Genomic DNA, 23,350 nt, shown 5'->3' on the forward strand with positions numbered 1-23,350 from the left:
TTAGAAAAGATAAAATGAAAGAAGGGATATAAATGATAAAATCATATAAACAAGTATCTTCAAAAGAGAGGACGAAAATTTGGAATGAAAGTTTTTCTGGCTATCAAACGTCAATGAGTATGACTGAGGAACAGCTAGATAATCGCTTGAAACATTTACAACTTTGTGAAGATTCTTCTTTCATTATGTATGAAAATAACAAACCAGCAGGAATTACTCTTTACGGTGAAAAAATAATAAAAAATCAAAAAATTGCTTGGGTAGGTGGATTAGCGGTACATCCCAATTTCAGAAAAAATGGCATAGGTGTTTTATTACTTAATCAAGTTGAAAATATTGCCAAAAATTCTGGTGTCTCTACTATTACTCTGGAAGTGATTACTGAAAATATAGGAGCTTTAAAGTTGTATGAACGCAATGGATATCAAGCTAAAAGAAAAGTATCTGTGTTTGAAGGTGAGTTGCCAACCGGTGATAATAACCGATTATTTTTTAAGCAAGTAGAAAATCAACTGATAAATGATCATGTAACAATTCCTTGGCAAAATAGAAGAAATCATGAGCATCAAGTATTTCAAATTGAAGCTAAAAACCAAGGAATTGTAGGTGAAATTGTCTGTGATTTTGATGTTGCTGCTGATATGGTTATTATTTATCAGTTAACATTATTGGAGACAAAACGTTTTAAAGAAGTTTTAATTGCTTTAAAGCAAACTTTTGAAATAAAATATTTTAAGGCTTTAAATTTACATACTGATTCTTACGAAGTAAATTTAATCAAAGAACAAGGATTTGAAGTTATGATGGAACGATACCAAATGGAGAAAATTTTATCAGAAAAGATATCCTGATTTTATGTTTCAAAAAAAATTAAAATAAAATAGTTGCTAAATATAAAATAATTTGTTACTATTGTTCTACAATATTAAAACTCTTAGGGGAGTAACCGGTGGCTAGACTAATAGGTAGCTGCGCTAATGTCAACAGTAAGTTAACAGAAATGTTTTCTGGTATTAGATGAAATGGTGAGACTTAAGACAAGTAAAACACTTGTCTTAAGTCTCTTTTTTTTTGGTAATCCTCTAAGAAAAAGAGAAAGGGAAGGATATTGATTGGGAAAAAAAGTATACCAAGAAAGTACCGAGGAAATAATGATAGGAGTTAGATCTCAGAAAGAAGGATTATCTTATCAAGAAGCTAAAGATAGATTAGAAAAAAATGGTTATAATCAATTAAAGGAAGCACCTAAAAAAACAAGTTTTGCGTTATTTTTAGAAACATTTAAGGATGCTATGGTTATTGTATTGTTAGTTGTTGCAGTTATCCAAATGATCATGGGTTCTTATATAGAATCATTAGTAATCTTTGCTGTTCTTTTAATGAATTCTGTTGTGAGTGTCATTCAAACAAAGAAAGCAGAAGGCTCTCTAGATGCTTTAAAAAGCTTATCAGCACCAGACGCAAAGGTAATTCGTAATGGAAAAGAAATGAGCATTCCTGCCAAAGAAATCGTAGTTGGAGATGTGGTTATTTTAGAGGCAGGTGATTATGTTCCTGCGGATGGTCGTTTACTCGAAGCAGGCTCTTTAAAAGTAGATGAGGGGATGCTAACAGGTGAGTCAGTACCAGCTGAAAAGAATTTAGATATCATTTCAGAAATAGTTCCGATTGGGGATCGTAACAATATGGTTTTTAGTGGAACGATAGTGACTTACGGTCGTGGTTTATACCTTGTTACTGACATCGGAAATGATACCGAAATTGGACAAGTTGCTACATTGTTAGAAAGTACTGTGGATCAAAAAACACCACTTCAAAGAGGTTTAGATAGTTTTAGTAAAAAATTAAGCCTAGCAATTTTAGTGTTATCGTTGGTTATTTTAGGTGTTCAAGTGGTTAGGATTATGATAAATGGTGGCTCAGGAGATATGACAGCTGACTTTTTAAATGCTTTTATGTTTGCTGTTGCTGTTGCTGTTGCTGCAATTCCAGAAGCTCTTCAATCAATTGTAACCATTGTTTTATCCATCGGAACTAAGCAAATGGCCAGTCAACATGCCATCATTCGTAAATTGCCGGCTGTAGAAACACTAGGTTCAGCAAGTGTGGTCTGTACAGATAAAACAGGAACATTAACTCAAAATAAAATGACAATTGTTGATTTTTATTTACCAATAGAACAAGTTAAGGTTGAATTGACTGATCACCAAAAATGGACTAGTTCATTCAAACGATTAATTGAAATTAGCTTACTTGCTAATGACGCAACGATTAATGATGATAATCAGAAACTAGGTGACCCAACAGAGATTGCCTTTCTAGATTATAGCGAAAAATTAAATCAACCATATCGTGAAGTAAGACAAAATTATCCACGTCTTCAAGAATTACCTTTTGATTCAGATCGCAAGTTAATGTCAACATTGCATTTAATTGATACTGATTATTTATTGTTAACAAAAGGTGGACCTGACATTGTATTAGAGCGTAGTTCAAAAATTATGTTAAACAATGAAATAGTTCCGTTAACAGAAGATATATTAACTAAAATACAAGAACAGAATGAAGCTTTCTCAAATCGAGCATTACGTGTGTTAGCATTTGCTTATAAACCTTTAGAAAACAGAGAATTAGCTTTAGAAGATGAAAATGATTTGATTTTTGTTGGACTAATGGCAATGATTGATCCTCCTAGAGAAACAGTAACTCAAGCAGTCCGTGAAGCTAAAAACGCTGGAATTAAAACGGTTATGATTACCGGAGATCACAAGACAACAGCGGTTGCAATTGCTCGTGAAATTGGTATCTCTGAACAAAATGACTTAGCATTAACAGGAACAGAACTGGATATTTTATCTGAAGATGAGCTAATGGGTAAATTAGAAAAAATTTCAGTTTATGCACGTGTTTCTCCAGAAAATAAAATCCGTATTGTTAAAGCGTGGCAGGCTAAAGGTCATGTATCGGCAATGACTGGTGATGGTGTTAATGATGCACCAGCATTAAAACAAGCAGATATCGGTATTGCGATGGGAACAGGAACGGACGTAGCAAAAGATGCTTCTGCTTTGATTTTAACAGATGATAACTTTGCTTCAATTATTAGTGCAGTCAAAGTTGGTCGTAACGTTTTTGATAACATTCAAAAAGCAATTTCCTATCTTTTTTCAGGTAACTTAGGCGCAATTATTGCAATCCTATTTGCTTTGGTGATGGATTGGACTAATCCCTTTACGGCATTACAATTATTATTTATTAATTTGGTGAATGATTCTTTACCTGCTATTGCATTAGGTATGGAAAAAGCAGAACCAACTATCATGAAACGCTCCCCTCGCAACCCTAAGGAAGGGATCTTTACAGGAAAAACATTAACATCTGTCACTTATCGTGGCGTAATTATTGCCATTGTGGTTATCTTTGCTCAATGGTTAGGTATGAAAGAATCACCAGAATTAGGTGTTGCAATGGCATTTTCAACATTAATTTGGAGCCGAACACTACAAACTCTACCAGCAAGATCAAATAGTGAGACAGCGCTAAAAGCTGGCTTATTCTCTAATAAAATGGTAATGGTATCAATTCTAGTCTGTACAGTATTATATAGTGTGACATTAATACCAGGCGTTCGCCAAGTGTTTTCGTTACCATCATCATTCTCAATGAATGATATTGCCATATCAATAGGACTAGCTATCATTGCAACAGCTATGATGGAAATTACTAAGTTAGTCATTGTTGGTCTTCAGAAAAAAACATTAAGTAAAAAGAAAATAGGATAGTTAGAAGAAAAAAGTTGGTGATAAGCCAACTTTTTTTTATTTTTAATAGATTAAAAATAAAGATGATTTTATTTACAAAAAGTTATAAATTTGTTATTGTGTTTGAAAAGAAGGAGGAAGTAGCCAATGAAAAAAAGAATATTATCTTATTTGCCTTTAGGCATTGGTTATCAAACTGCTGTTTTCTTCTAAAATTGTCTAACTTCAGGTGAAGAGGTCACTTGATAAAATTTATCGAAAGTTAGACTAAAAAGAATAGAGGAAAATAAAATGAATCAAATTATTCGTAAAAACCCCAAAACGGTACCAACACCTGTCGGAGATTATAGTCATGTGACAGTGATTCCTCCAAATAGCACTTTGTACACATTTTCTGGCCAAATAGGAATTGATTCAAATGGAGAAATCCCCCTAAGTCATCAGAAACAAGTTGAGAATACTTTTAAAAATATTGAAAAAGTACTGGCTTCGGAAAATTTGACAGAAAAAAATATTACAAAAGTGAATGTGTGGTCTGTTGAAGAAATTAATTGGGATCATTTTTATGCAATTTGGCAACATTTTTTTGTAGTTAATCCGTCTATGACAATTGCTTATGTTTCAGCATTAGGATTACCTGAAATAAAAATTGAAATAGAAATTTTTGCAGCAAAACCAGAATAGCAAATGTAAATATCTCGTCAGAAATTAGTGGAAAATCTAATTTTTGGCGAGATTTTTTTATTGTTTATATTATAAATAGTGAATACTAATTTAATTTTAATAATATGATTATAATAACAATCTTATTAGCTGTTTTATTGCCATTATTTTTGTTTTGGTATATTATCAAAAGGGTTACAATTTTTTTGAAATAGTATTCTTATATATTACTAGTAACAAAAGCAATGTAGTTAGGAAGGAAATACAGTTGAAAAAATATTATCATGGTTTAGACGGTTTACGGACAATTGCGATAATTGGTGTTATTTTATATCATTTATTACCTGATATTTTTAGAGGGGGCTTCTTAGGAGTACCATTATTTTTTTCAATTTCAGGTTTTTTAATAACAGCACCTTTAATTGAAGAAAAAACAAAGTCTAATTGTGTCAACTATAAAAGTTTCTACTTAAAAAGAATCAAAAGAATTTATCCTTCGCTTTTGGTAATGATAATTATAGTAGGACTAATAGCTATCCTGATCGAAAAAGATTATAAGTATCTGATGGAAGCGGGAAGTTCTTTACTAGGAGTAAATAATCTTTGGCAATTAAGTAATAAAGTTTCTTATTTTGAACAATTTAAAGATCTTAATTTATTAAAACATTTATGGTCTCTATCAGTGGAATTACAATTTTATTTAATGATGCCATTTATTGTTCAATATTTAGTTAATAAAAAAAATGGTGTGACTCGTCTTAGGGAATTCTTGGTTATTGCCACTTTATTATCATGGTTAATTATGATGTCTGTCTTTTTATTTAAAGGAAATTCAACCGTTTATTATTTATTTACAGCAAGATTTTTTTCTTTTAGTATGGGGTCATTAGTGAGTATTTTATATTTTAATTTTGACTTAAAAAGAACTTTTTCTAGGAGTATAATTACTATTATTCTTATGCTGGGGTGTTTTGTACTTATTTCGGATTATAAAGCGTCAACCTACCTAATAGGCATGTTTATTTTTAGTTTATTAGGTTCACTTGTAATCTGGGCAGTCGTCTCACAGCCGAAAATAGATCAATTATTATCCAACAAATTTTTTGAATTTATTGGAATTAGAAGTTATGACATCTTTTTATGGTATTATCCTGTTTTGGCTCTATATCAGAAATATGCTAAGTGGGATGGTAGCTTACCAGTGTTTCATATCAGTTTGCAATTATTGATTATTTTAGTTTTGAGTAATTTTACTTACTATCTGTCTCAATACATGGTTGGAAAAAGAGGGAAAAAAAATAATTTTAAATTAATCATTGCCCTAGAATGTTTATTTTTAGTTGGAATGGTAGTTGTTACTAGCAACTTTATGCTAAATAACTTAAAAGAAACACAACTAAAAACAATTACAAATTCTACAGAAAAAGAAGTAGTTAAGGAAAAAAATCGGGAAATAGTAACCAAAGAAACCACTCAATTTTCTACAACAGAAAAAGTCGAATCCAAAAAAGAAGTAAATAATTTATTATTTTTAGGCGATTCTGTTATGTTAGGAGCAGAAGAAAAAATTAGTGAAATTTTTAATGGTAAAAATATAGCAATCAAAGCTCGAGTGGGCAAACAACCTTATGAGATTGTCACAGATCTGGAAGAAACAGATTTAACTCAGTATGAAATAGTTATTATTGGTGTGGGAAATAATGGCTTAGTTCGAAAAAACGAATTTGATCAAATCGTCAAAGAATTAGATAATAAGCAGATCATCTTTATAACAACAGCTGTTGAGTTGGCCTGGAAAGTACCTAGTAATAATCTATTGAAAGAGTATGATAAAAATAATAAGAACATCAGTATATTTGATTGGGATATATATGTTAATCAGCACCCTAACGACGGTTTATTAGAAGAAGATGGGATTCATTTAACGCTTAAAGGACAAGAGGAGTATACACAGCTACTGAAAGAAGTAATAGAGAAGTAATGATGTTTATACGATAATAATTATGATTAAAAGGCTGCTAATACAAGTATATATACTTATATTAGGGCCTTTTTTATTTCAATTTAATTTCAAATATCATACCATTATTTTCTTTGTTTGATTCGAATCGTAGCTGATAGTCATGAAAATCAGCGAGTTGTTTAACAAAAAACAGACCTAAACCCGAGCCACCATCGTTTCTATTACGAGAAAAATCCGGGCGGAAAAATGGCTCAAATATTTTAGAAAGAACCTCTGATGTCAAAGGTGGGCATTTATTCTCAACAGAGATGATTTTTTCATGGTAAGTAATACTGATAGAGCTGGAATCATTTGAATAACGATAAGCATTACTTATAATATTAGATAGAATTCGAGTTAAATCTTCTTGATCAGCCAAAATAGGTATATCTGAAAGATTAAGTAAGAAACGTTTTTTATGTTGATCAGTTAATAGCTCATAGGGTGTTATAAGTGCTTGGATTATTTCGTTAATTTGAATTTTTTTTAGGGTATGTTTTTTTCGCATATTTTCAGATATCTCATAAGCAGAAGTTATTTCTCTTATTAATGAAGTTTGCTGTTCTAATAATTCCTGACACTTATGTAAGTAGGTTTTGTGATCTTGGTATTTACCAATATTTAAACGCATACCTTCAACCAGACCGGCCATGATTGCAACAGGTGTTTTTAATTCATGAGCGGCACTCTGAACGAAATAAGCTTTATTTTTCTCTAATTCTTTTCTTTTAGAAATTTCTCCTTCCAACGAATAAATGGCTTGTTTCAAGGTATCATTTAAAGCGTTAATGTCATTGGCAAGATCACTTATTTCATCATGACCATTAATCTGACACACAACATCTTGATCAAAATCAAGCATTTTTCGAGTGGTATCAGAAACGGATCGAATTCGTTTAGTCGATAACTTAGAGTAGAAAAGTGCCGCAATCATCCCCAATGTTAAAGCAATCCCAATGATATACGGAGCTAAATCTAGCAAAATCATTTTTGCATCTGAAATAGGTTGAGAGTAAATTTCAGTAATTAAAGTGTAATAATTACCATCTTTATCTTTAAATATCTTTTTTTGAGTAATTAAACCAGGGAAAATGGATGTTATGTCTTTTTCTGTAAATTCATTCGTTAAATCTTCTGGGTTCTTTTGGTTATCATATAAGAAAAAAGTACTAGTATTAGGGAAAGATTCAGTCATTAATTTTCCTTGCTGATCTAGTAATTTATAAGTATAGTTAAAATCTATAGATGTTTCAATTTTACGCTTAATTTCTTTTAAGGAATTATGTTCAAAAGACTGAATTAATTCTTCTGTTTTTACAGTAGCTTCTGATTTCAGCTTATTTTCATAGTAACTTGGCATCCATAAATACAGAGTCAGCAGAGTAACAAGAGATACAATTGCAATAATAACTGATGTATAAAAGAAATTTTTCATCCATATTCTCATAAAGGCACCTCTAACTTATATCCAATGCCAGTTACTGTCTGAATGTTAATTTCGGGGATTTTTTTTCGGATATTTTTAAAGTGATTATCTAAAAGGCGATTGTCTAAATTATCTTGATATCCCCAAACAATATAAATAATTTGGCCACGTGGAATCACTATATTTGGTCGTTTAGTTAGACAAGCTAAAATTTCAAATTCTTTTTTAGTTAAATCAATGAGATGACCTTGATAGGATACTTGATAGTTTTCATATGAAATAAACAAATCACCTAAATCTTTTGTTTCAGTGACTTGTTGACATCTTCTAAGAACTGTCTCAATTCGTTTAACTAGAATGGATGGTGAAAAAGGTTTCGTAATATAATCATCGATTTCTTGATTAAAGCTAGCAAGTTGTGTGTATTCATCATCTAAAGCAGTCATCATGATAATCGGAACATTACTTAACTTTCGGATCTTTTTTAGAACATCTAAGCCACTAATCTTTGGAAGCATAATATCAAGTAAGACTAAATCTATTATTTGTTCATTAAATTTATTTAATCCCTCTTCACCATCTATAGCAATAGTCACTTCAAAGCCAGCATCTACCAAAAACTCAGATACAATCTCACTTAACATTTCTTCATCTTCTACTAATAAAATATGAACCATAATAAAACTCCTATTCTGTTTCTTTTCATTCTTATTGTATCAAAAATGTATGTACTAATTTTCTATTTTTCAAAAAAACAGATAAAAAACAGATGCAACATACATGATACAGAGATGCGTTTTATATGATAGTCCTATCAACAAATTGAGAGGACGACAAGACATGCTTGAAATAAAAAATATAGCCAAAATATACAACCCACAACATGCACAACCACTACAAGCTTTGAAAGGAATTAACTTAACCTTTAATGCAGGAGAATTTATCTGTATTTTGGGGAAATCAGGATCAGGAAAATCAACATTGCTAAATATTTTAGCAGGATTTGACCAACCAACATCTGGTGAGGTTTTATTGGACGGGAAAAATATATCTCAATTTTCAGGTATTGAGATGGCTGATTATCGCAAAGATAAAATCGGTTTTGTTTTTCAAGACTTCCAATTATTAGATCATTTAAGTGTTTTTGAGAATGTCAAAATTGGTTTAGCAATGGAAGCGAGTATTCCTCAAACAGAGAAAGATACTTTAGTGAACGATATTCTTTACAAAGTTGGTTTGACTAAACATGCTGATCACAAACCGTCTGAATTATCAGGGGGGCAAAAGCAACGTGTATCGATTGCAAGAGCATTAGTTAAAGAACCAGATATCTTAATTGCTGATGAACCAACTGGAGCGCTAGACAGTGAAACATCTGTTGAAATTATGAATTTATTAAAACAGATATCTCAATCAGGAAAACTTGTTATCGTAGTTACCCATGATGAAGAGTATGCTCATATGGCAACGGCAGTCGTGACGCTCGTTGATGGCGATGTTATCAAAATAGAGCACACTGAAAATTTGCCTACAGTTGTTGATGAGGCGACAATTAAAGGTAAATCACATAAACGTTCTTTCGAAAAGAAAATGATTTTTAAATTAACCGCTCAAAAAATGCGTGAAAATCGTTGGCGATATTTACTAGTTAGTATTGGTTTAATTATTGGGATAGCATCATTATCGATTGCTTTTGGCTTGAATAATGGTTTGAAATCTTACGTGGATTACATCAATACAAAAATTGTAGATGAAAAGAAAATTGTTATTACTAAAAATGATGAAATCAGTTCTGAGGATATTTTTAAGTTAAAGCAAAATAAAAATGTGGTTTTAGCCCAAGATGAATACACGATGACAGCAAAAGACGCTAAATCAAATGAATTAGGTAAAGATTCTGAGTTCAATGTAAAATCCATCGTACCAAAAGAATACCAAGATAAGTTTGCAAAACCTAGTGTGACAACTGGTAAATTACCTGAGGATGGCAAAAAAGAGATCGTTTTACCGATGAGTATGGCAAAAAAACTAGCCAAAGATAAATCAGCAAACTCCTTAATAGGTCAAAAGATCAATTTGAAATTTCTAGCCAAAGATGAAGTGAATCAATATCCATCAAGATGGGATAATCAGGATTTTAAAGTGACGGGGATTACTGAGAAAGCGTTAGTCGGAGAAGATTTTGCTTATATTCCTTACGATACGCATAAAGAAATTGTCAAACGCTCACGCTTCTTAGGTAAAGAAGCAGATATTCCAACGGATAACATGAGTGTATATGTAAAAAATAAAGAAGCAGTTGAGTCAGTTTATGATGCGTTTAAAAAGGATTATAAAGTAACGAGACCATCAGATGTTTTAAAAGAATTAACCACTGTCTTTAAAAATTTAAATACGATCGTGTTAATCGCTGCGATTTTAATTTTAATTATTTCAGCGATCATGATTGGGATTATTTTATTCATTAGTGTCTTAGAAAGAAGACGGGAGATTGGACTATTTATCTCAGTAGGTGCAACAAAACAAGATATTAAAAAATTATTTTTATCTGAAGCTTTATTTATTGGAACGCTAGCTTCTGTTTCAGGTGTTGTTCTTTCAGTTATTCTTAAGTTTTTAATTAATCCATTAGTTATTAAAATGATGAACTACCCAGTTTTTGAACCAAGTATTATTACATGTAGTGCAGCGATTGTTTTTGGTGTGACTGTCAGTGTACTAGCAAGCTTCATTCCAGCAACTAAAGCAGCCAATCTATTACCAATTGATTTACTTAGAAGAAATTAGAAAAGAGGAAAATAAAAATGAAGAAGAAATTAGTCTTAATGACACTATCAGCGGTGATTCTAGGAAATATGGCAGCTTGCCAGTCTAAACCTAAGAAAGAAGAAACAAAAACAAGTCAAACAGAACAGGTAGCAACAGAAGATAACAAAGTAACAGGTCAACAGCAACCACCTACTAGAGAAGAAGTTGTATCGTTAATGCCAGATATTGCTAAAAAATCAAAAAAAATAATGATTGATAACAGTGAAAAAATTCATCCAAAATTTAATATGAAAGATAAACAAATTTTAATTGTAAGTAACATAGGTAAAACTGCTTATTTAGTGAATAGTCAAGATGAAAAATACGGAAAAAAAGACGATGTTGTAGAGTATTCAACAGATACTATTACTAATAAAGATATTATGACCGGTGCCTTTGGGGAGACAGAATTTAATGGTAAAAAAACTTATTTTTTAAATATTGATTCTCAAATGTTTATGCTAGAAGGAAATAAGGAGAAAAAAGTAAATGTGTTGGTTCAGACTATTCTACACGAATCTATTCATAAATACTTGCAGCCAAAACTTGAAAAAGGTGAATCTTTAGCTTCTTTAGAGAGTACAGCAAACGGAGTAAAACGTGCACTAACTTATCCGATTCCTTATGAAGAAAGAATTTATAGAGCGCAACAAACATTTTATTATAGAGAAGCTGTAAAAGCTAAAACAGAAGAAGAAAGAGTTTCTAATATAAAAAAAGGAAACTATTTTTATAAAAAATATTTAGAAGCTAACCCAGAAAATGAGAAAAAAGCAGTATATGATCGAATAGAAGGTCAACCAGCTTATTCAGAAGCTAGAGGAATAGCCACAACTTCTGAAAAAGCAAATGATGAAAAGTCCATTAACGATGAAACGATTAGTAATATATTAAAAGATAATCGAGTAAGTGACGAGATGATTCAAATGGGGATGGAAGACATGGAATATTATGCGGTTGGAGAGTTAGCTTATGCTAATGTTTTACAACTGAATCAGATGAAAGAAATTCAAGATGATAATCAAAATCCCGTTAAGTACCTTTATGAAAAATATGGTGTTGAAGAAAATAAAGGTAACGAAAAACTGTCAGCAGGTATAAAAGAACAATTTACAGCACAAAACAATCAATTAAAACAACAAGTAGAGGGTGTAGATGAAAAAGTAAAAAGCCCTGATTATGTAAAAGTGAAAGTTCGGATCACAGATGAACAATTAGGTTTTGAAATGCATACTGGTTCTGTGAATTATAAATTTAAAGAAAACGATGCTACCATCGAAACCATATCAAGAGAGGTAAAATTAGGTGAAAATCGCTTAAAGTTAACTCAATCTGAATTGATTAAAACAATGGAGGGCGACAAAGAAGTTAACTATCTAATGGTACCTAAAAAAGATGTAGAAATTAAAGGTGATAAAGTAAGTATCCAATCAAAAGATGTCCAAGTATTTGATCAAACCTTTAAGAAAGATCGAGACATACTAAAATTGAATTAATAAATAGGATAATATTATTGTAGGTAACTATAACCGCTAAAAATTTTTATTATTAATACTTAACGTTGATGTATACCTACAATAATTTTTAAGCAATATAATTATAACTTGCCGCATATCTAAGTATAGAAAAAATTTTATACATAAAGTTAAAATAGTTGAAATTTAGGTGATTAAAATAGACAAAAAAACTTTTATCACATGAAAACCTTTATTAATTAAAAGAAAACGGTTACAATGTAATTGTAATGTCAGTTTCATAATGTCTAAATTTTAGTCACTTTCCAGAATAATTTATCAATGTTGCTGGCGGATTTAATGAAGAGAATGCGAGGGGAAATGATGAAAAAGAACAAAATATTTTATGGTTGGTGGATTGTAGCAGGTGCAGTTTTAATTACTAGCACACTTGTGCCAAGTGTTGTTGCAATGGCGAATAAATTTTTAATTCCTGTGACGGAAGATATGGGGATTAGTAGAAGTGCGTTTACTTTAAGTAATACTATTTTACAAGCAATGGGAATATTTTTATCTCCCTTTATTGCCAAAAAAATAAGTAAAGGAAATCTAAAATCAATTCAGAGTATTGCTATTATTGTATTTTCTATATGTTATGCCTCTTATGGGTTAGCCAAAAGCCCAATTCATTTATACTTACTTTCTTTTATTATTGGGATTTGTTATCTATGTGCAACGATTATTCCAATTAGCATTATGATAACCAATTGGTTTGTGAAAAAAAGAGGGTTGGCTATGAGTATTGCAATGGCCGGAATCGGCTTAGGTGGTTTTATTTTTAGCCCACTTATCACATTATGGATCAGTAACTACGGTTGGCGTAAAACATATATGATTATGGGAATTATTTTATTAGTGGTGTCTTTACCTGTTTCGCTGTTCGTTTTTAAAAAGAAACCAGAAGATATGGGCTTAGTAGCTTATGGATCAGAAGAAAAACCAGATGAAGGAAAAGTAGTCCACAAAGTAACGACCATAAAATTAGAAACGAAAGCTATTTTTAAAAAACCATTTTTTATTTTGTTACTTGTCGGAATGATTCTTAACGGTATTATCAATAGTGGTGCACTAGGGCAATTTCCACCAGCTCTTGAAGGGTTACAATCACCTGCAATTGCGGCCACAATTATTTCATTATATTCATTGATTGGTATTGCCGGCAAATTAATTTTAGGTTGGGTTAATGATAAATGGGGTGTTATTGCCAGTTCAATTTTTGGCTGTTTAACATTTGGGTTAGCATTTATGTTTATGTTATTTGGTGAAAATCAGATTGCTCTTTATGCTTTAGCAATCACATTCGGATTAGGAATAGGTATTGGATCTGTTTCTCCACCATTAGTAACTTCATCTATTTTTAGTACAGAACAATACGGAGAAGTTTATGGATATGTAAGTAGTGCTATGCAAGTAGGTATGTCGGTTGGCTCACTATTAGTTGCTTCAATTTATGACAAATCAGGATCTTATCAAGTTGCTTGGATTTTATTATTAGTTTTAACAGTAGGAACTTTACTGAGTTGGATAGGATCTTATCTACAATCCAGAAAATATTGCTAAAAGGTAGGTTAAAAAAGTAATAAGGTTGGTCTCACAAATTTGAAAGGAGAAATAAATCATGAACGAATTACAAAAAAAATTAAGCAAACGATTATCAGAAAGAGAAGATGAAATTATCAAGTTACGTCGTCACATGCATGAGTACCCAGAATTATCTTTCCAAGAGGAAAAGACAGCTCAATATATTGCTGATTTTTATCGTGGAAAAGATTGTGTTGTTCAAACAAATTTTGGTGATGGTTACGGTATATTAGTTGATATTCAAGGTGGTATGCCTGGTCCAAGCTTAGCGATTCGTGCTGATTTTGATGCTCTTCCAATTCAAGAAGAAGCCGAGGTATCATTTGCTTCAAAAAATCCAGGCGTGATGCATGCGTGTGGTCATGATGCTCATACAGCATATATGTTAGTATTGGCGGATACGTTGATAGAGCTAAAGAATGAGTTACCAGGTCGAGTGAGAATTATTCATCAACCAGCAGAAGAGACACCACCAGGCGGCGCTTTAGGAATGGTGAAAGCTGGTTGTCTAGAAGGTTATGACCATGTTATCGGGGCACATGTTCTTACGTCATTTGAGACTGGAAAAGTTGCATACCGAGAAGGTGAAGTCATGAGTGGCAGAACAACCTTTAAAGTAGTTCTACATGGAAAAAGTGGGCACGGATCTATGCCCCATGACGCCAATGATACGATTGTTGCTGCTTCACAATTTGTAACAGCTCTTCAAACGATTGTTAGTCGTCGAGTTAACCCATTTGATATGGTTGCTGTCACAATTGGTTCATTTGATGGTAAAGGATCAGCTAATGTGATTAAAGATACAGTTGAACTTGTTGGGGACGTTAGAATAATGACAGAAGATTCTCGTGAATTAGTAGATCGTGAATTTAAGAAATTACTTGCAGGAATTTGTGATGCATTTGGAATAACATATGAATTAGACTATGTCCATGATTATCCAGTGTTGGTTAATGATTCAGCACTAACAGAAATGATAGCAAGAGCAACCAGAGAGGCTAATTTTGATAGAGTAACGGAAGTATTCCGCTGTGATCAGCTAACACCTTCTGAAGATTTTGCTTATTATGCAGAGGAAAAACCAAGTAGCTTTATTTTTATAGGAGCAACTAAAAAAGGAAATGATTTCTATCCACATCATCATCCAAAATTTGTCATAGATGAAGAATGTTTATTGATTTCTGCCCAAGTTATGGGGAATGCAGCATTACATTATTTATTTAATGGTGTTGATAACTAATTAGTTAATAGTAAAAAAGGTTGTTATGACTTAATTTTGTCATAACAGCCTTTTTTATTTATGGATTTTTAATAACTTGTCACGTTTTTGTCACATTGTTTTTTTACACTTCATTTGTAATTAAGAAAAGACAATAATGGAGGAAAAAAATATGAATAACAAAAATATATTAATAATTGGTGGAACTGGTTCTTTTGGAAAAGGCTTAATCAAAGAGTTACTAAACAAAGAAGTTTCAAGTATTAAGGTATTTGCTAGAAATGAATTTAGGATGTTTTCCATGATCCAGCAATTTGAATCTAGTAAAATAAAAATGGTCATTGGCGATATTAGAGATAAGGAAGCTATTTCTAAAGCATCTCGAGGAATAGATCTTGTTTTTCATTTAGCTGCTTTAAAGCATGTCCCAATATGTGAGAAAATGCCAAATGAGGTAATTGCTACTAATATTTTAGGAACTAAGCATGTGATAGATGCTGCGATTGAAAATAATGTCCAAAAAGTTATTTTTTCATCCACAGATAAGGCAGTTAATCCAGATTGTACGTATGGTACATCAAAATTGATGGGTGAAAAACTGATATTATCAGCAAATGAGCAACAAACAGCTACTAAATTTATTGTTTTTAGAGGTGGTAATCTATTAAATAGTGCGGGCAGTGTTATCCCGATTTTTAATCAGCAAATTTCAGAAACAAGTCAGGTAACTTTGACAGATGATAAAATGAATCGTTTTTTTGTTAGTATTGAAACGGCCGCTAAAATGCTAATTGAAATTGCTGAAAAAGCAGCTGGCAATGAAATATTTATACCAAAGATGCCATCTGTAAAAATTGAGTATATTGCAAAGTACTTATTAACAAAAAAACATTTATCTAACTCAAATATTTCTATTATTGGCTTACGTCCTGGAGAAAAAATTAGTGAACAAATAATTTCCGAAAATGAACGTCAAAATTTGTTTGAATTTTCGGAAGAACTGTATGTTATTTTAAAAGATGATGCCCATAGCTGGCAAGCTAATAAAGTTGTTAAAGCTTTAGATAGTGTTCACTGTACATCTAATGAATATATATTGACTTACGACCAAACTGCTCAATTTTTAGAAGTAGCAGGCATTTAGGATGAAAGTGATTTTTACAGGTGGTGGAACAGCAGGACATGCGATGGTTAATAGTATTTTGATTCCTTATATACAAAAAAAGGGAATGGAAGCAAGCTATGTTGGTTCAATTAATGGTATCGAAAAACAGATGATTGAAAAGCTGGATCAGGTGACTTATTTTCCTATTAAATCAGGAAAACTTAGACGTTATTTTAGTTTGAAAAATGTAACAGATTTATTTAATATCATATTTGGTTTTTTTCAAGTTTACTTTTTACTAAAAAAAGAAAAAGCTGATTTGGTTTATTCATCAGGTGGCTATGTATCAGTTCCAGTAGTCTGGGCAGCTTATTTTAGAAGAATTCCAGTCGTTATCAGAGAAACAGATTATAGTATTGGATTGGCTAATAAATTGTGTATACCCTTTGCGTCCGAGTTATTTTTAACTTTTCCAGAAACGGATACTAGTATCTATGAAATTCCTTGTCATTATGATGGTATGATTATTAGACCTGAATTGTTTGAAAAAGAAGAAAATGAGGAAGCTATATCTAAAGTTAAACCAGTTTGTTTAGTATTAGGTGGAAGTCAGGGAGCAGAACAAATAAATAAGCTGATTTGGAAAAATTTAGAGCAACTAACAAAAGAATATACAGTCATTCATGCAACGGGTAAAGGTAAAAAAAGAGAGCAAATTAAAAATACATCGTGTTATCAACAAATCGAATTTATAGATGATATGAGGTATTACTATAATCAAGCGGATATTGTTATGACGAGATCTGGTTCAAATGTTGTTTCAGAATGCCTTTTATTAGGGAAAAAAATGATTTGTATTCCTTTAACAGTATCTCAAAGCAGAGGAGAGCAAATGCTAAATGCTTTGTTTGCAAAAAAAAATGGGAATGCGATTATTTTAGAAAATAGTAATATCCAACAAGACGAATTGTTGAATGCTCTATTAGAATTACAAGAGCAAAAAGTAAATTCGAGTTATCTAATTAATAAGGAAGAAGTTCTTAGAAGAATTGAAAATCAGGCTACTTTTATTAAAAACAAACATTAGGAAAATAGGCTGTGCATTCGTTTACTCAGATATAATAATTTGAAATAGGCAAATGTTACAGCTTATTTTTTTCTTTTGACTTTAATGTGTACAAATTAAATTAAGTTGTCACATGAATGTCACAGGTGAAAATTATACTCTTATTAAGATAATAATTTCGGAGGAAATGAAAAATGAAAAAAATGAATTTATTAAAAATAAGTATTTTTGTCATCATATTTTTGATTGGACTATTTGGTTTACTTGTCTTTTATGCAGTCAAGATAGAACCGTACCAATTAAAAGTGAAAGAGTATATTTCAGTTAAAAATAAAGATTCGGATACAGAGGTAAGAATTGTGCAATTTTCAGACGTCCATATTAAAGAAGAGTTTACTTTTAAGAATTTATCAAAAGTAGTCGAAAAAATAAATCAACAAAATCCTGATTTTGTAGTGTTTACAGGTGATCTCTATGATAATTATTCGATTTATCATGATGATCAGAATATTATTAATGAATTGAGTAAAATAAAGGCTAATTATGGAAAAATTGCTATTTGGGGAAATCGTGATTATGGTGGCGGAGCGGGGCAGCATTACACTAGAATCGTCCAAGAAGCTGGATTTATGTTATTATCAAATCAAACAGAAATATATACAACAAATAATGATAAAAGTATCGCCTTTACGGGAATTGATGATATGTTATTGGGAAATCCAAGTACTGAACTAGGACAAGAAAAAATAACCGCAGATTATTCAGTTTTTTTAACCCATGAACCGGATTATGTAAAGAATTATTCAGTAGAAGATTACGATATAATTTTATCAGGACATAGCCATGGAGGGCAAATAAATATTCCGTTTATCCCGTCAATTAATGAAACGGGATTGTCTTTTCATTCTCATTCTAAAGATTATCGTAGTGGTTTTTATGATTTAGAAAAAGAAGATGACCGTAAAATTTATGTTAATTCTGGCATTGGTACGACACATATTTCTGCAAGATTTGGTGTGACTCCAGAAATAACTTTATTCAGAATAGGAATTTAGGAGTGAAATAAAATGAAGATTTTACTAGCCGAAGATGATAAGCAAATGCAAAAAATATTAAAAATATACTTGGAAAATGAAGGCTATGAGGTGAGAGTGGCTTCTAATGGAGAAGAAGGTCTCGGTTTTGTAACTGAAGAAGAATTTGATTTAGTTATTCTAGATTGGATGATGCCGAAGATGGATGGTGTAACATTATGTCGAGAGATTAGACAAATGAATTTACCAGTAAAAATTATCATGTTAACAGCAAAAAATTCATCCACAGATGAATTGCGTGGTTTGGTAGCTGGAGCAGATGATTACATCTCGAAACCTTTTGATATAGCGGTTCTCTTAGTTAGAATTAAAAAAATGATTAAATCAGAAAAAATATTAGCTTTTGATCAACTAACACTAAATCCTGAAACTCATGAAGTTAAAGTAACCAGTGACCTCATTAGTCTGACTAAAAAAGAATATAATCTACTTTATTATTTTATGCAAAATAAAAATATTATCCTAAGTCGAGAGCAATTATTAGCAAATGTTTGGGGAATGAATTATGAAGGGGATATACGAACTGTTGATACTCATGTGAAAAGACTTCGCCAAAAAATTGGGAATCATTATATAGCAACTAAGGTAGGGATTGGTTATCTGATGGGTGAAAAATAATGACTAAACTCTCGAAAAAATTTATGATTGGAATTGGTCTGATTTTAATAATTACAGGATTATCAGCTGTTTTAATTAATAAAAACTATGTTGCGAAGTATTACGTTAATCAGAAAAAAAATGAATTGAATGAGGTATCTGATGAATTTGTTTCTAAAATAGCAAAAACTAATGTAGCAGAGGCCATTCAAACAATCGAAAATGATGAAAAAGTGATTATTGTCGAAACAGTAAAAGATGATGATAACGAAAAAGTTAATAATGAGATAAGAGACTTATTTAATAAAAAAGGTATTGGCTTTAAAAAATTATGGTTATGGGATCAAGATTATGAGGATGTTATTAGTGGGATTGATCGCATTAGGTTATATGAACAAGAGAAATTAAACTACAGCGTGCTAGTTAAGTATCTTTCTCTAGATGAAGAAATATACGCCATTGCCATGATTGTTCCGAATATTGAAGATTCTTTTAGTATTGTGAATACTTTTTTTGCGATAACCATTGGTATTATGCTGGTACTATCTATGATATTTATTATTATTTTAGTTAGAAGAATAATTAAACCTTTAAATGAATTTGAACAATTTGCTAAAAATATGGGAAATGGTCATTTTATAGCATTAAACATAGAAACAAAAGATGAATTAGAAGAGGTTGCCAATACTTTAAACAAAATGGGACAAGATGTTGTTTCTTATCAGGAAGAATTAACAGAAAAGAAACAGCAAATGGAAGATCTTTTGAATAATGTCGCTCATGATTTAAAAACACCAGTATCTTTAATTAAATTATACTCTGAGGGGATAAAAGATAATTTAGATGATGGGACGTTTGTTGAGACGATCATTGATCAAAGTACAGAGATGAATACGATGATTGAAAAAATATTACTAATTTCAAAAGTTGAAAAAATGACGATTGAGAAAATCAATTTTAATTTTTCAGAACAAATTAATAGAGTAGTGAAAGAACATCTCTTTTTAATGAATGAGCGTCAAATTACTTTGGTGAGTGACTTAGAAAAAAATATTATGATTAATAGTAATGAAGAATGGCTAAATTCAATTCTTTCTAATTTGATTTCTAATAGTATAAAATATACTTCAAAAGATGAAATAAGCATAAATTTAGTTCAAATTAAAAATAATGTTATTTTTGAGATTTCTAATGAAGTAGCAAATACTGATTTAGATTTAAAACGTATTTGGACTCCGTACTATGTAGGGGAACAGTCAAGAAGTAAGGAACTATCTGGAACAGGGCTAGGATTATACCAAGTCAAAAAAATGGTGGATCAGTTAGGTTTTGAGATTAATGTTAAACTTGAGGGAAATAAAATTACCTTTAGATTAATTATTAGATAATACTGAGAGGATGAAAAAAATGAAAATTTTAATAACAGGAGCAAGCGGAAATATTGGTTTAAATTTAACGAGCTATTTAGCACGACAACATGAAGTGATTGCTACAGATATTAACTTAATGCCCTTAACAGAAATGTTTTCTCAAACTGAAAATATTGAAATCAAAAAATTAGATATTACTAATCAGGAAAGCTGTTTGTCTTTAATAGATGATACTGTGGATTGGGTGATTCATTTAGGCGGTATTCCACATCCAGATAGCGCATTTGAGGACTTACTAGATTTGAATATAAAGGGTAGTTATCATGTTTTGAAATCGCTTGTGGGTAATAAAAAAACAAAAGTTATTGTGGCATCCAGTGCTCAAGTAAATGAAGGGCATCCTGTTGATGTTCAAACAAATGAAAACATGTTAACTGCTCCTAAAAATTTGTATGGTGTTTCTAAAACTTATTTAGAGCAGCTAAGTCACTATTATGTTCATCAAAAAGGATTAACTGTTTTTGCTTTAAGAATAGGTGCATATGATGAAATTAAAAGAACAAATCAAAGTTTAAATCGCAGAGATTTGAGTGCGTATCTTGATCCAGAAGATTTTAATCATATGATAGATTGCTTACTGAATAATACAGTTGGTAAAAAATACGGTGTTTATAATTGTATTTCAGATAATACTTACAAACGCTTAGATATCACAAAAGCGCGAGAAGAACTTAATTATTCTCCAAAATTTGATGCGTTTAAATTAGCAAATTATCAATTTAGAGATTAATAAGATCACATCATATTTTCTAGATTTTGTTTCATTTTTTGAAGAATTAGATCATATGTAGTTAATAACTTTTTTGGATAAATTGTTTTAATATTTCCACCATATCCTAATAAATTATCGAGAAGAGGCTGACATTTTTTAGTCAGCCTCTTCTTTTTTTATTTCAAAAAAATGTCCCTAAAACAGATGCTGAAACGTTATATAGAGTATAGAGCAACGAAAGGATGTGTCATATGAAGAAAAAAAGGTTGTTTTTTGAGCGTCTCTATGAAGAGTACGAACAAAAAATATATCAAGTTGCTTTTTCAATTTTACATAATGAAGAACAATCAGAGGATGCTACTCAAGATGTATTTGAAGAATTGTATATCTGTATTGATAAAATAATTAATTTTGAAGCAATCGATTTGAAAAAATTTATTTTAAGAATATCAAAAAATAAGGCAATTGATATGTATAGAAAAAATAAAACACAAATAAAATATTTTAATGATTTTAAAGAACAAAAAGTAGAAGAGTATTCAGAATCAAATGTTGAAGAAAAATTAGAGGAATTAATAACGAAGGATCAATTTAAGGAAATAGTAACATTACTTTCTAAAAAATCAGCGAAGTCATTTATTTATGTTGTTTATTATGGACTAACATTAAAAGAAGTAGCATTAATTTTAGATGAAAAAGAAGAAACAATAAAAAAAAGAGTCCAACGTGCAAAAGAAAAACTAAAAAATGTAATGGGAGGTTACTTAAGTGAGTAAAGATGATCAAAAAATAATAGAAGAATTTGCTGAAAAATTATCTTTAGAAGAATTTGATAACGTACAAGACAGTCATCAGTTTTCAATAAAATACCAACATAAAAAAAATAAACTAAAAAAAAGAGTAGCTAAAAAAGGTCGTTTTACAGAATGGTCCACTCACAAAATAGCGGTAGCTGCCATATTTATTATAGTTATTCCTACCACAGCCTATGGGGCGAAAAATTGGTATGAATGGTTAATTAATAAGAATAAACATGAGCTAACAATTAGTTTAAAAAATAATGTAGAGAAAAATAATGAAAAAAAATATTATCAATTGAGTTTACCAGTTATCCCTAAAGAGATGATACAAGAAGATAACCATTTAAAGTATAAAAATAAAGCAAATGAAGATAGTATAATTTTTAATTTATGGAGAATTCGTAAAGAGATTAATTTTCAAGAGTTGTTCACTGAGTCTTATGAGAAAAAAAATATATCTGGACATAAAAGTATTATTCTCAAAAAGGCTGATGAGGAATTTAGTAATTTTAATCGAACGGTTTATATGGTATTTGACAAGGAACAAATTTTAGTCGAAGCAACTGTTTCTAAAAATATGACAAATGACGAATTATTAAAAATATTAGAGAGTACTAGTCTGAAAGAAGTCTCAAAAGAAGAAAGTAACTATATATTTGATGAAGGTGATTTTGAAAAAAGAGTAGTAGATTCTAATTCAGTAAAAGAAGAATTAGTTAAGGGATTACCAAAAAGTAGTAAAAATTTATATCTATCTGATGAAAAAATTACTTATCATAATAAACAAAAGAAACAAAAACTATCATTTAAATTAAATAAAATAGAAGTGCTAGATAATATTAAGCGTGTTTTAGATCAAAAACAGTTTAATCCAGAATCTCTAGAACACGTTAGAGCATTGAATATGCTAGATGAAAATGGTCAGTTAAATGAATATAAACAAACAGTATATGAATTAGGTGATGGTGTAGACGAATTAAATAAAGTCGTAGAAGAAAAAGAAATTAAACCTAAATTTATTTACTTAACAGCGAGTGTGACTAATTTATCAAATAAAACAATAAAAGATTTATATATGACAGGACCTATTGTCTATTTTGAAGAAAAGATGAATAAATGGAACTATATAGATGATAAAAATAAAATGTTTCTGCCTCAATCTCAAACTTTAAACATTGACTATTTTGACGATGGTAAAGGCTCGTCACAAGAATTTTTAACTATAGAACCTAAAGAAACAATAACTTACCGCTTTGGCTTTTTTGTGGATGAAGACAAGCTAGATAAAATGTTTTTACCTATAGTTCCGTATGACCATGAATATGATGCAATGAACTTAGATGACAATAGAATTTGGATGGATATAAGACAGTAAAGAAATATTTTAGGAGATGATAAAAATGAAAATTATTTTATCTTTTATTAAAGAAAATGATGATTACCTACTTGTTGCACTAATTTGTCTGAGTACTTTTTTCATGATTTCTGTAGATAGAGACTTACTAATTATTCTAATTTTTCTAAGCATTATTTTATTGCCGACTATTATTTTATGGAGTCTATTCAAATTCA

The 23,350-nt window shown here is 30.6% G+C and carries 18 protein-coding genes; 16 read left to right on the top strand and 2 right to left on the bottom strand.

Annotated features, from left to right (window positions below; translation table 11 throughout):
* Positions 1-32: 32 nt before the first annotated feature.
* The 4 genes from FM121_RS08790 (at position 33) to FM121_RS08805 (ending at position 6,405) form a co-directional block, all read left to right on the top strand.
* A complete protein-coding gene (locus FM121_RS08790; RefSeq protein ID WP_086951786.1) occupies positions 33-851 on the top strand; it encodes a GNAT family N-acetyltransferase in 819 nt (272 codons plus the stop codon).
* 261 nt (positions 852-1,112) lie between these two features.
* Complete coding sequence (locus tag FM121_RS08795; RefSeq protein WP_086951787.1) at positions 1,113-3,782, top strand: cation-translocating P-type ATPase; 2,670 nt, start codon at positions 1,113-1,115, stop codon at positions 3,780-3,782.
* A 270-nt stretch (positions 3,783-4,052) separates the two neighbouring features.
* Positions 4,053-4,445 carry a RidA family protein gene (locus tag FM121_RS08800; protein WP_086951788.1) on the top strand — a complete coding sequence of 131 codons (393 nt, stop codon included), beginning with the start codon at positions 4,053-4,055 and terminating at the stop codon, positions 4,443-4,445.
* A gap of 247 nt (positions 4,446-4,692) precedes the next feature.
* The gene (locus tag FM121_RS08805) at positions 4,693-6,405 is read left to right on the top strand and encodes an acyltransferase family protein (RefSeq protein WP_179203835.1); all 1,713 of its coding nucleotides are present in this window, start codon (positions 4,693-4,695) and stop codon (positions 6,403-6,405) included.
* 73 nt (positions 6,406-6,478) lie between these two features.
* On the opposite strand, the gene FM121_RS08810 is transcribed toward FM121_RS08805, so the two are convergent.
* Both FM121_RS08810 and FM121_RS08815 read right to left on the bottom strand, forming a co-directional pair.
* Positions 6,479-7,861, bottom strand: a complete 1,383-nt coding sequence (locus FM121_RS08810; RefSeq protein WP_179203836.1) for a HAMP domain-containing sensor histidine kinase — start codon at positions 7,859-7,861, stop codon at positions 6,479-6,481.
* An 8-nt stretch (positions 7,862-7,869) separates the two neighbouring features.
* Positions 7,870-8,529: a response regulator transcription factor gene (locus FM121_RS08815; protein WP_086951791.1), complete on the bottom strand. Its 660-nt coding sequence runs from the start codon at positions 8,527-8,529 to the stop codon at positions 7,870-7,872.
* A 163-nt stretch (positions 8,530-8,692) separates the two neighbouring features.
* Between FM121_RS08815 and FM121_RS08820 the strand changes: the two genes are divergently transcribed.
* The 12 genes from FM121_RS08820 (at position 8,693) to FM121_RS08875 (ending at position 23,153) form a co-directional block, all read left to right on the top strand.
* Positions 8,693-10,639: an ABC transporter ATP-binding protein/permease gene (locus FM121_RS08820; RefSeq protein WP_179203837.1), complete on the top strand. Its 1,947-nt coding sequence runs from the start codon at positions 8,693-8,695 to the stop codon at positions 10,637-10,639.
* A gap of 17 nt (positions 10,640-10,656) precedes the next feature.
* Positions 10,657-12,156, top strand: a complete 1,500-nt coding sequence (locus FM121_RS08825; RefSeq protein ID WP_086951793.1) for a hypothetical protein — start codon at positions 10,657-10,659, stop codon at positions 12,154-12,156.
* 318 nt (positions 12,157-12,474) lie between these two features.
* Positions 12,475-13,734, top strand: coding sequence for an MFS transporter (locus tag FM121_RS08830; RefSeq protein ID WP_256958436.1), 1,260 nt, complete (start codon positions 12,475-12,477; stop codon positions 13,732-13,734).
* Between the two features lie 58 nt (positions 13,735-13,792).
* Positions 13,793-14,995, top strand: a complete 1,203-nt coding sequence (locus tag FM121_RS08835; protein WP_086951795.1) for an amidohydrolase — start codon at positions 13,793-13,795, stop codon at positions 14,993-14,995.
* Positions 14,996-15,146: 151 nt separating this feature from the next.
* A complete protein-coding gene (locus FM121_RS08840) occupies positions 15,147-16,118 on the top strand; it encodes a polysaccharide biosynthesis protein (RefSeq protein ID WP_179203838.1) in 972 nt (323 codons plus the stop codon).
* A 1-nt stretch (position 16,119) separates the two neighbouring features.
* The gene (locus FM121_RS08845) at positions 16,120-17,166 is read left to right on the top strand and encodes a UDP-N-acetylglucosamine--N-acetylmuramyl-(pentapeptide) pyrophosphoryl-undecaprenol N-acetylglucosamine transferase (RefSeq protein WP_086951797.1); all 1,047 of its coding nucleotides are present in this window, start codon (positions 16,120-16,122) and stop codon (positions 17,164-17,166) included.
* A gap of 173 nt (positions 17,167-17,339) precedes the next feature.
* The gene (locus FM121_RS08850) at positions 17,340-18,200 is read left to right on the top strand and encodes a metallophosphoesterase (protein WP_256958437.1); all 861 of its coding nucleotides are present in this window, start codon (positions 17,340-17,342) and stop codon (positions 18,198-18,200) included.
* A 12-nt stretch (positions 18,201-18,212) separates the two neighbouring features.
* Positions 18,213-18,857: a response regulator transcription factor gene (locus tag FM121_RS08855; protein WP_086951798.1), complete on the top strand. Its 645-nt coding sequence runs from the start codon at positions 18,213-18,215 to the stop codon at positions 18,855-18,857.
* Positions 18,857-20,224, top strand: a complete 1,368-nt coding sequence (locus FM121_RS08860) for a sensor histidine kinase (RefSeq protein WP_086951799.1) — start codon at positions 18,857-18,859, stop codon at positions 20,222-20,224. Before FM121_RS08855 ends, FM121_RS08860 begins: the two co-directional genes overlap by 1 nt.
* Positions 20,225-20,243: 19 nt before the next feature.
* Positions 20,244-20,996, top strand: a complete 753-nt coding sequence (locus tag FM121_RS08865) for an NAD-dependent epimerase/dehydratase family protein (protein ID WP_179203839.1) — start codon at positions 20,244-20,246, stop codon at positions 20,994-20,996.
* Positions 20,997-21,229: 233 nt separating this feature from the next.
* The gene (locus FM121_RS08870) at positions 21,230-21,754 is read left to right on the top strand and encodes an RNA polymerase sigma factor (RefSeq protein ID WP_179203840.1); all 525 of its coding nucleotides are present in this window, start codon (positions 21,230-21,232) and stop codon (positions 21,752-21,754) included.
* Entirely contained in the window at positions 21,747-23,153 is a 1,407-nt protein-coding gene (locus tag FM121_RS08875) for a hypothetical protein (protein WP_086951802.1), read from the top strand. Before FM121_RS08870 ends, FM121_RS08875 begins: the two co-directional genes overlap by 8 nt.
* The last annotated feature ends 197 nt before the right edge of the window (positions 23,154-23,350 follow it).

The sequence above is a fragment of the Vagococcus fluvialis bH819 genome, assembly GCF_900163795.1.
Classification (GTDB): Bacteria; Bacillota; Bacilli; order Lactobacillales; family Vagococcaceae; genus Vagococcus; species Vagococcus fluvialis_A.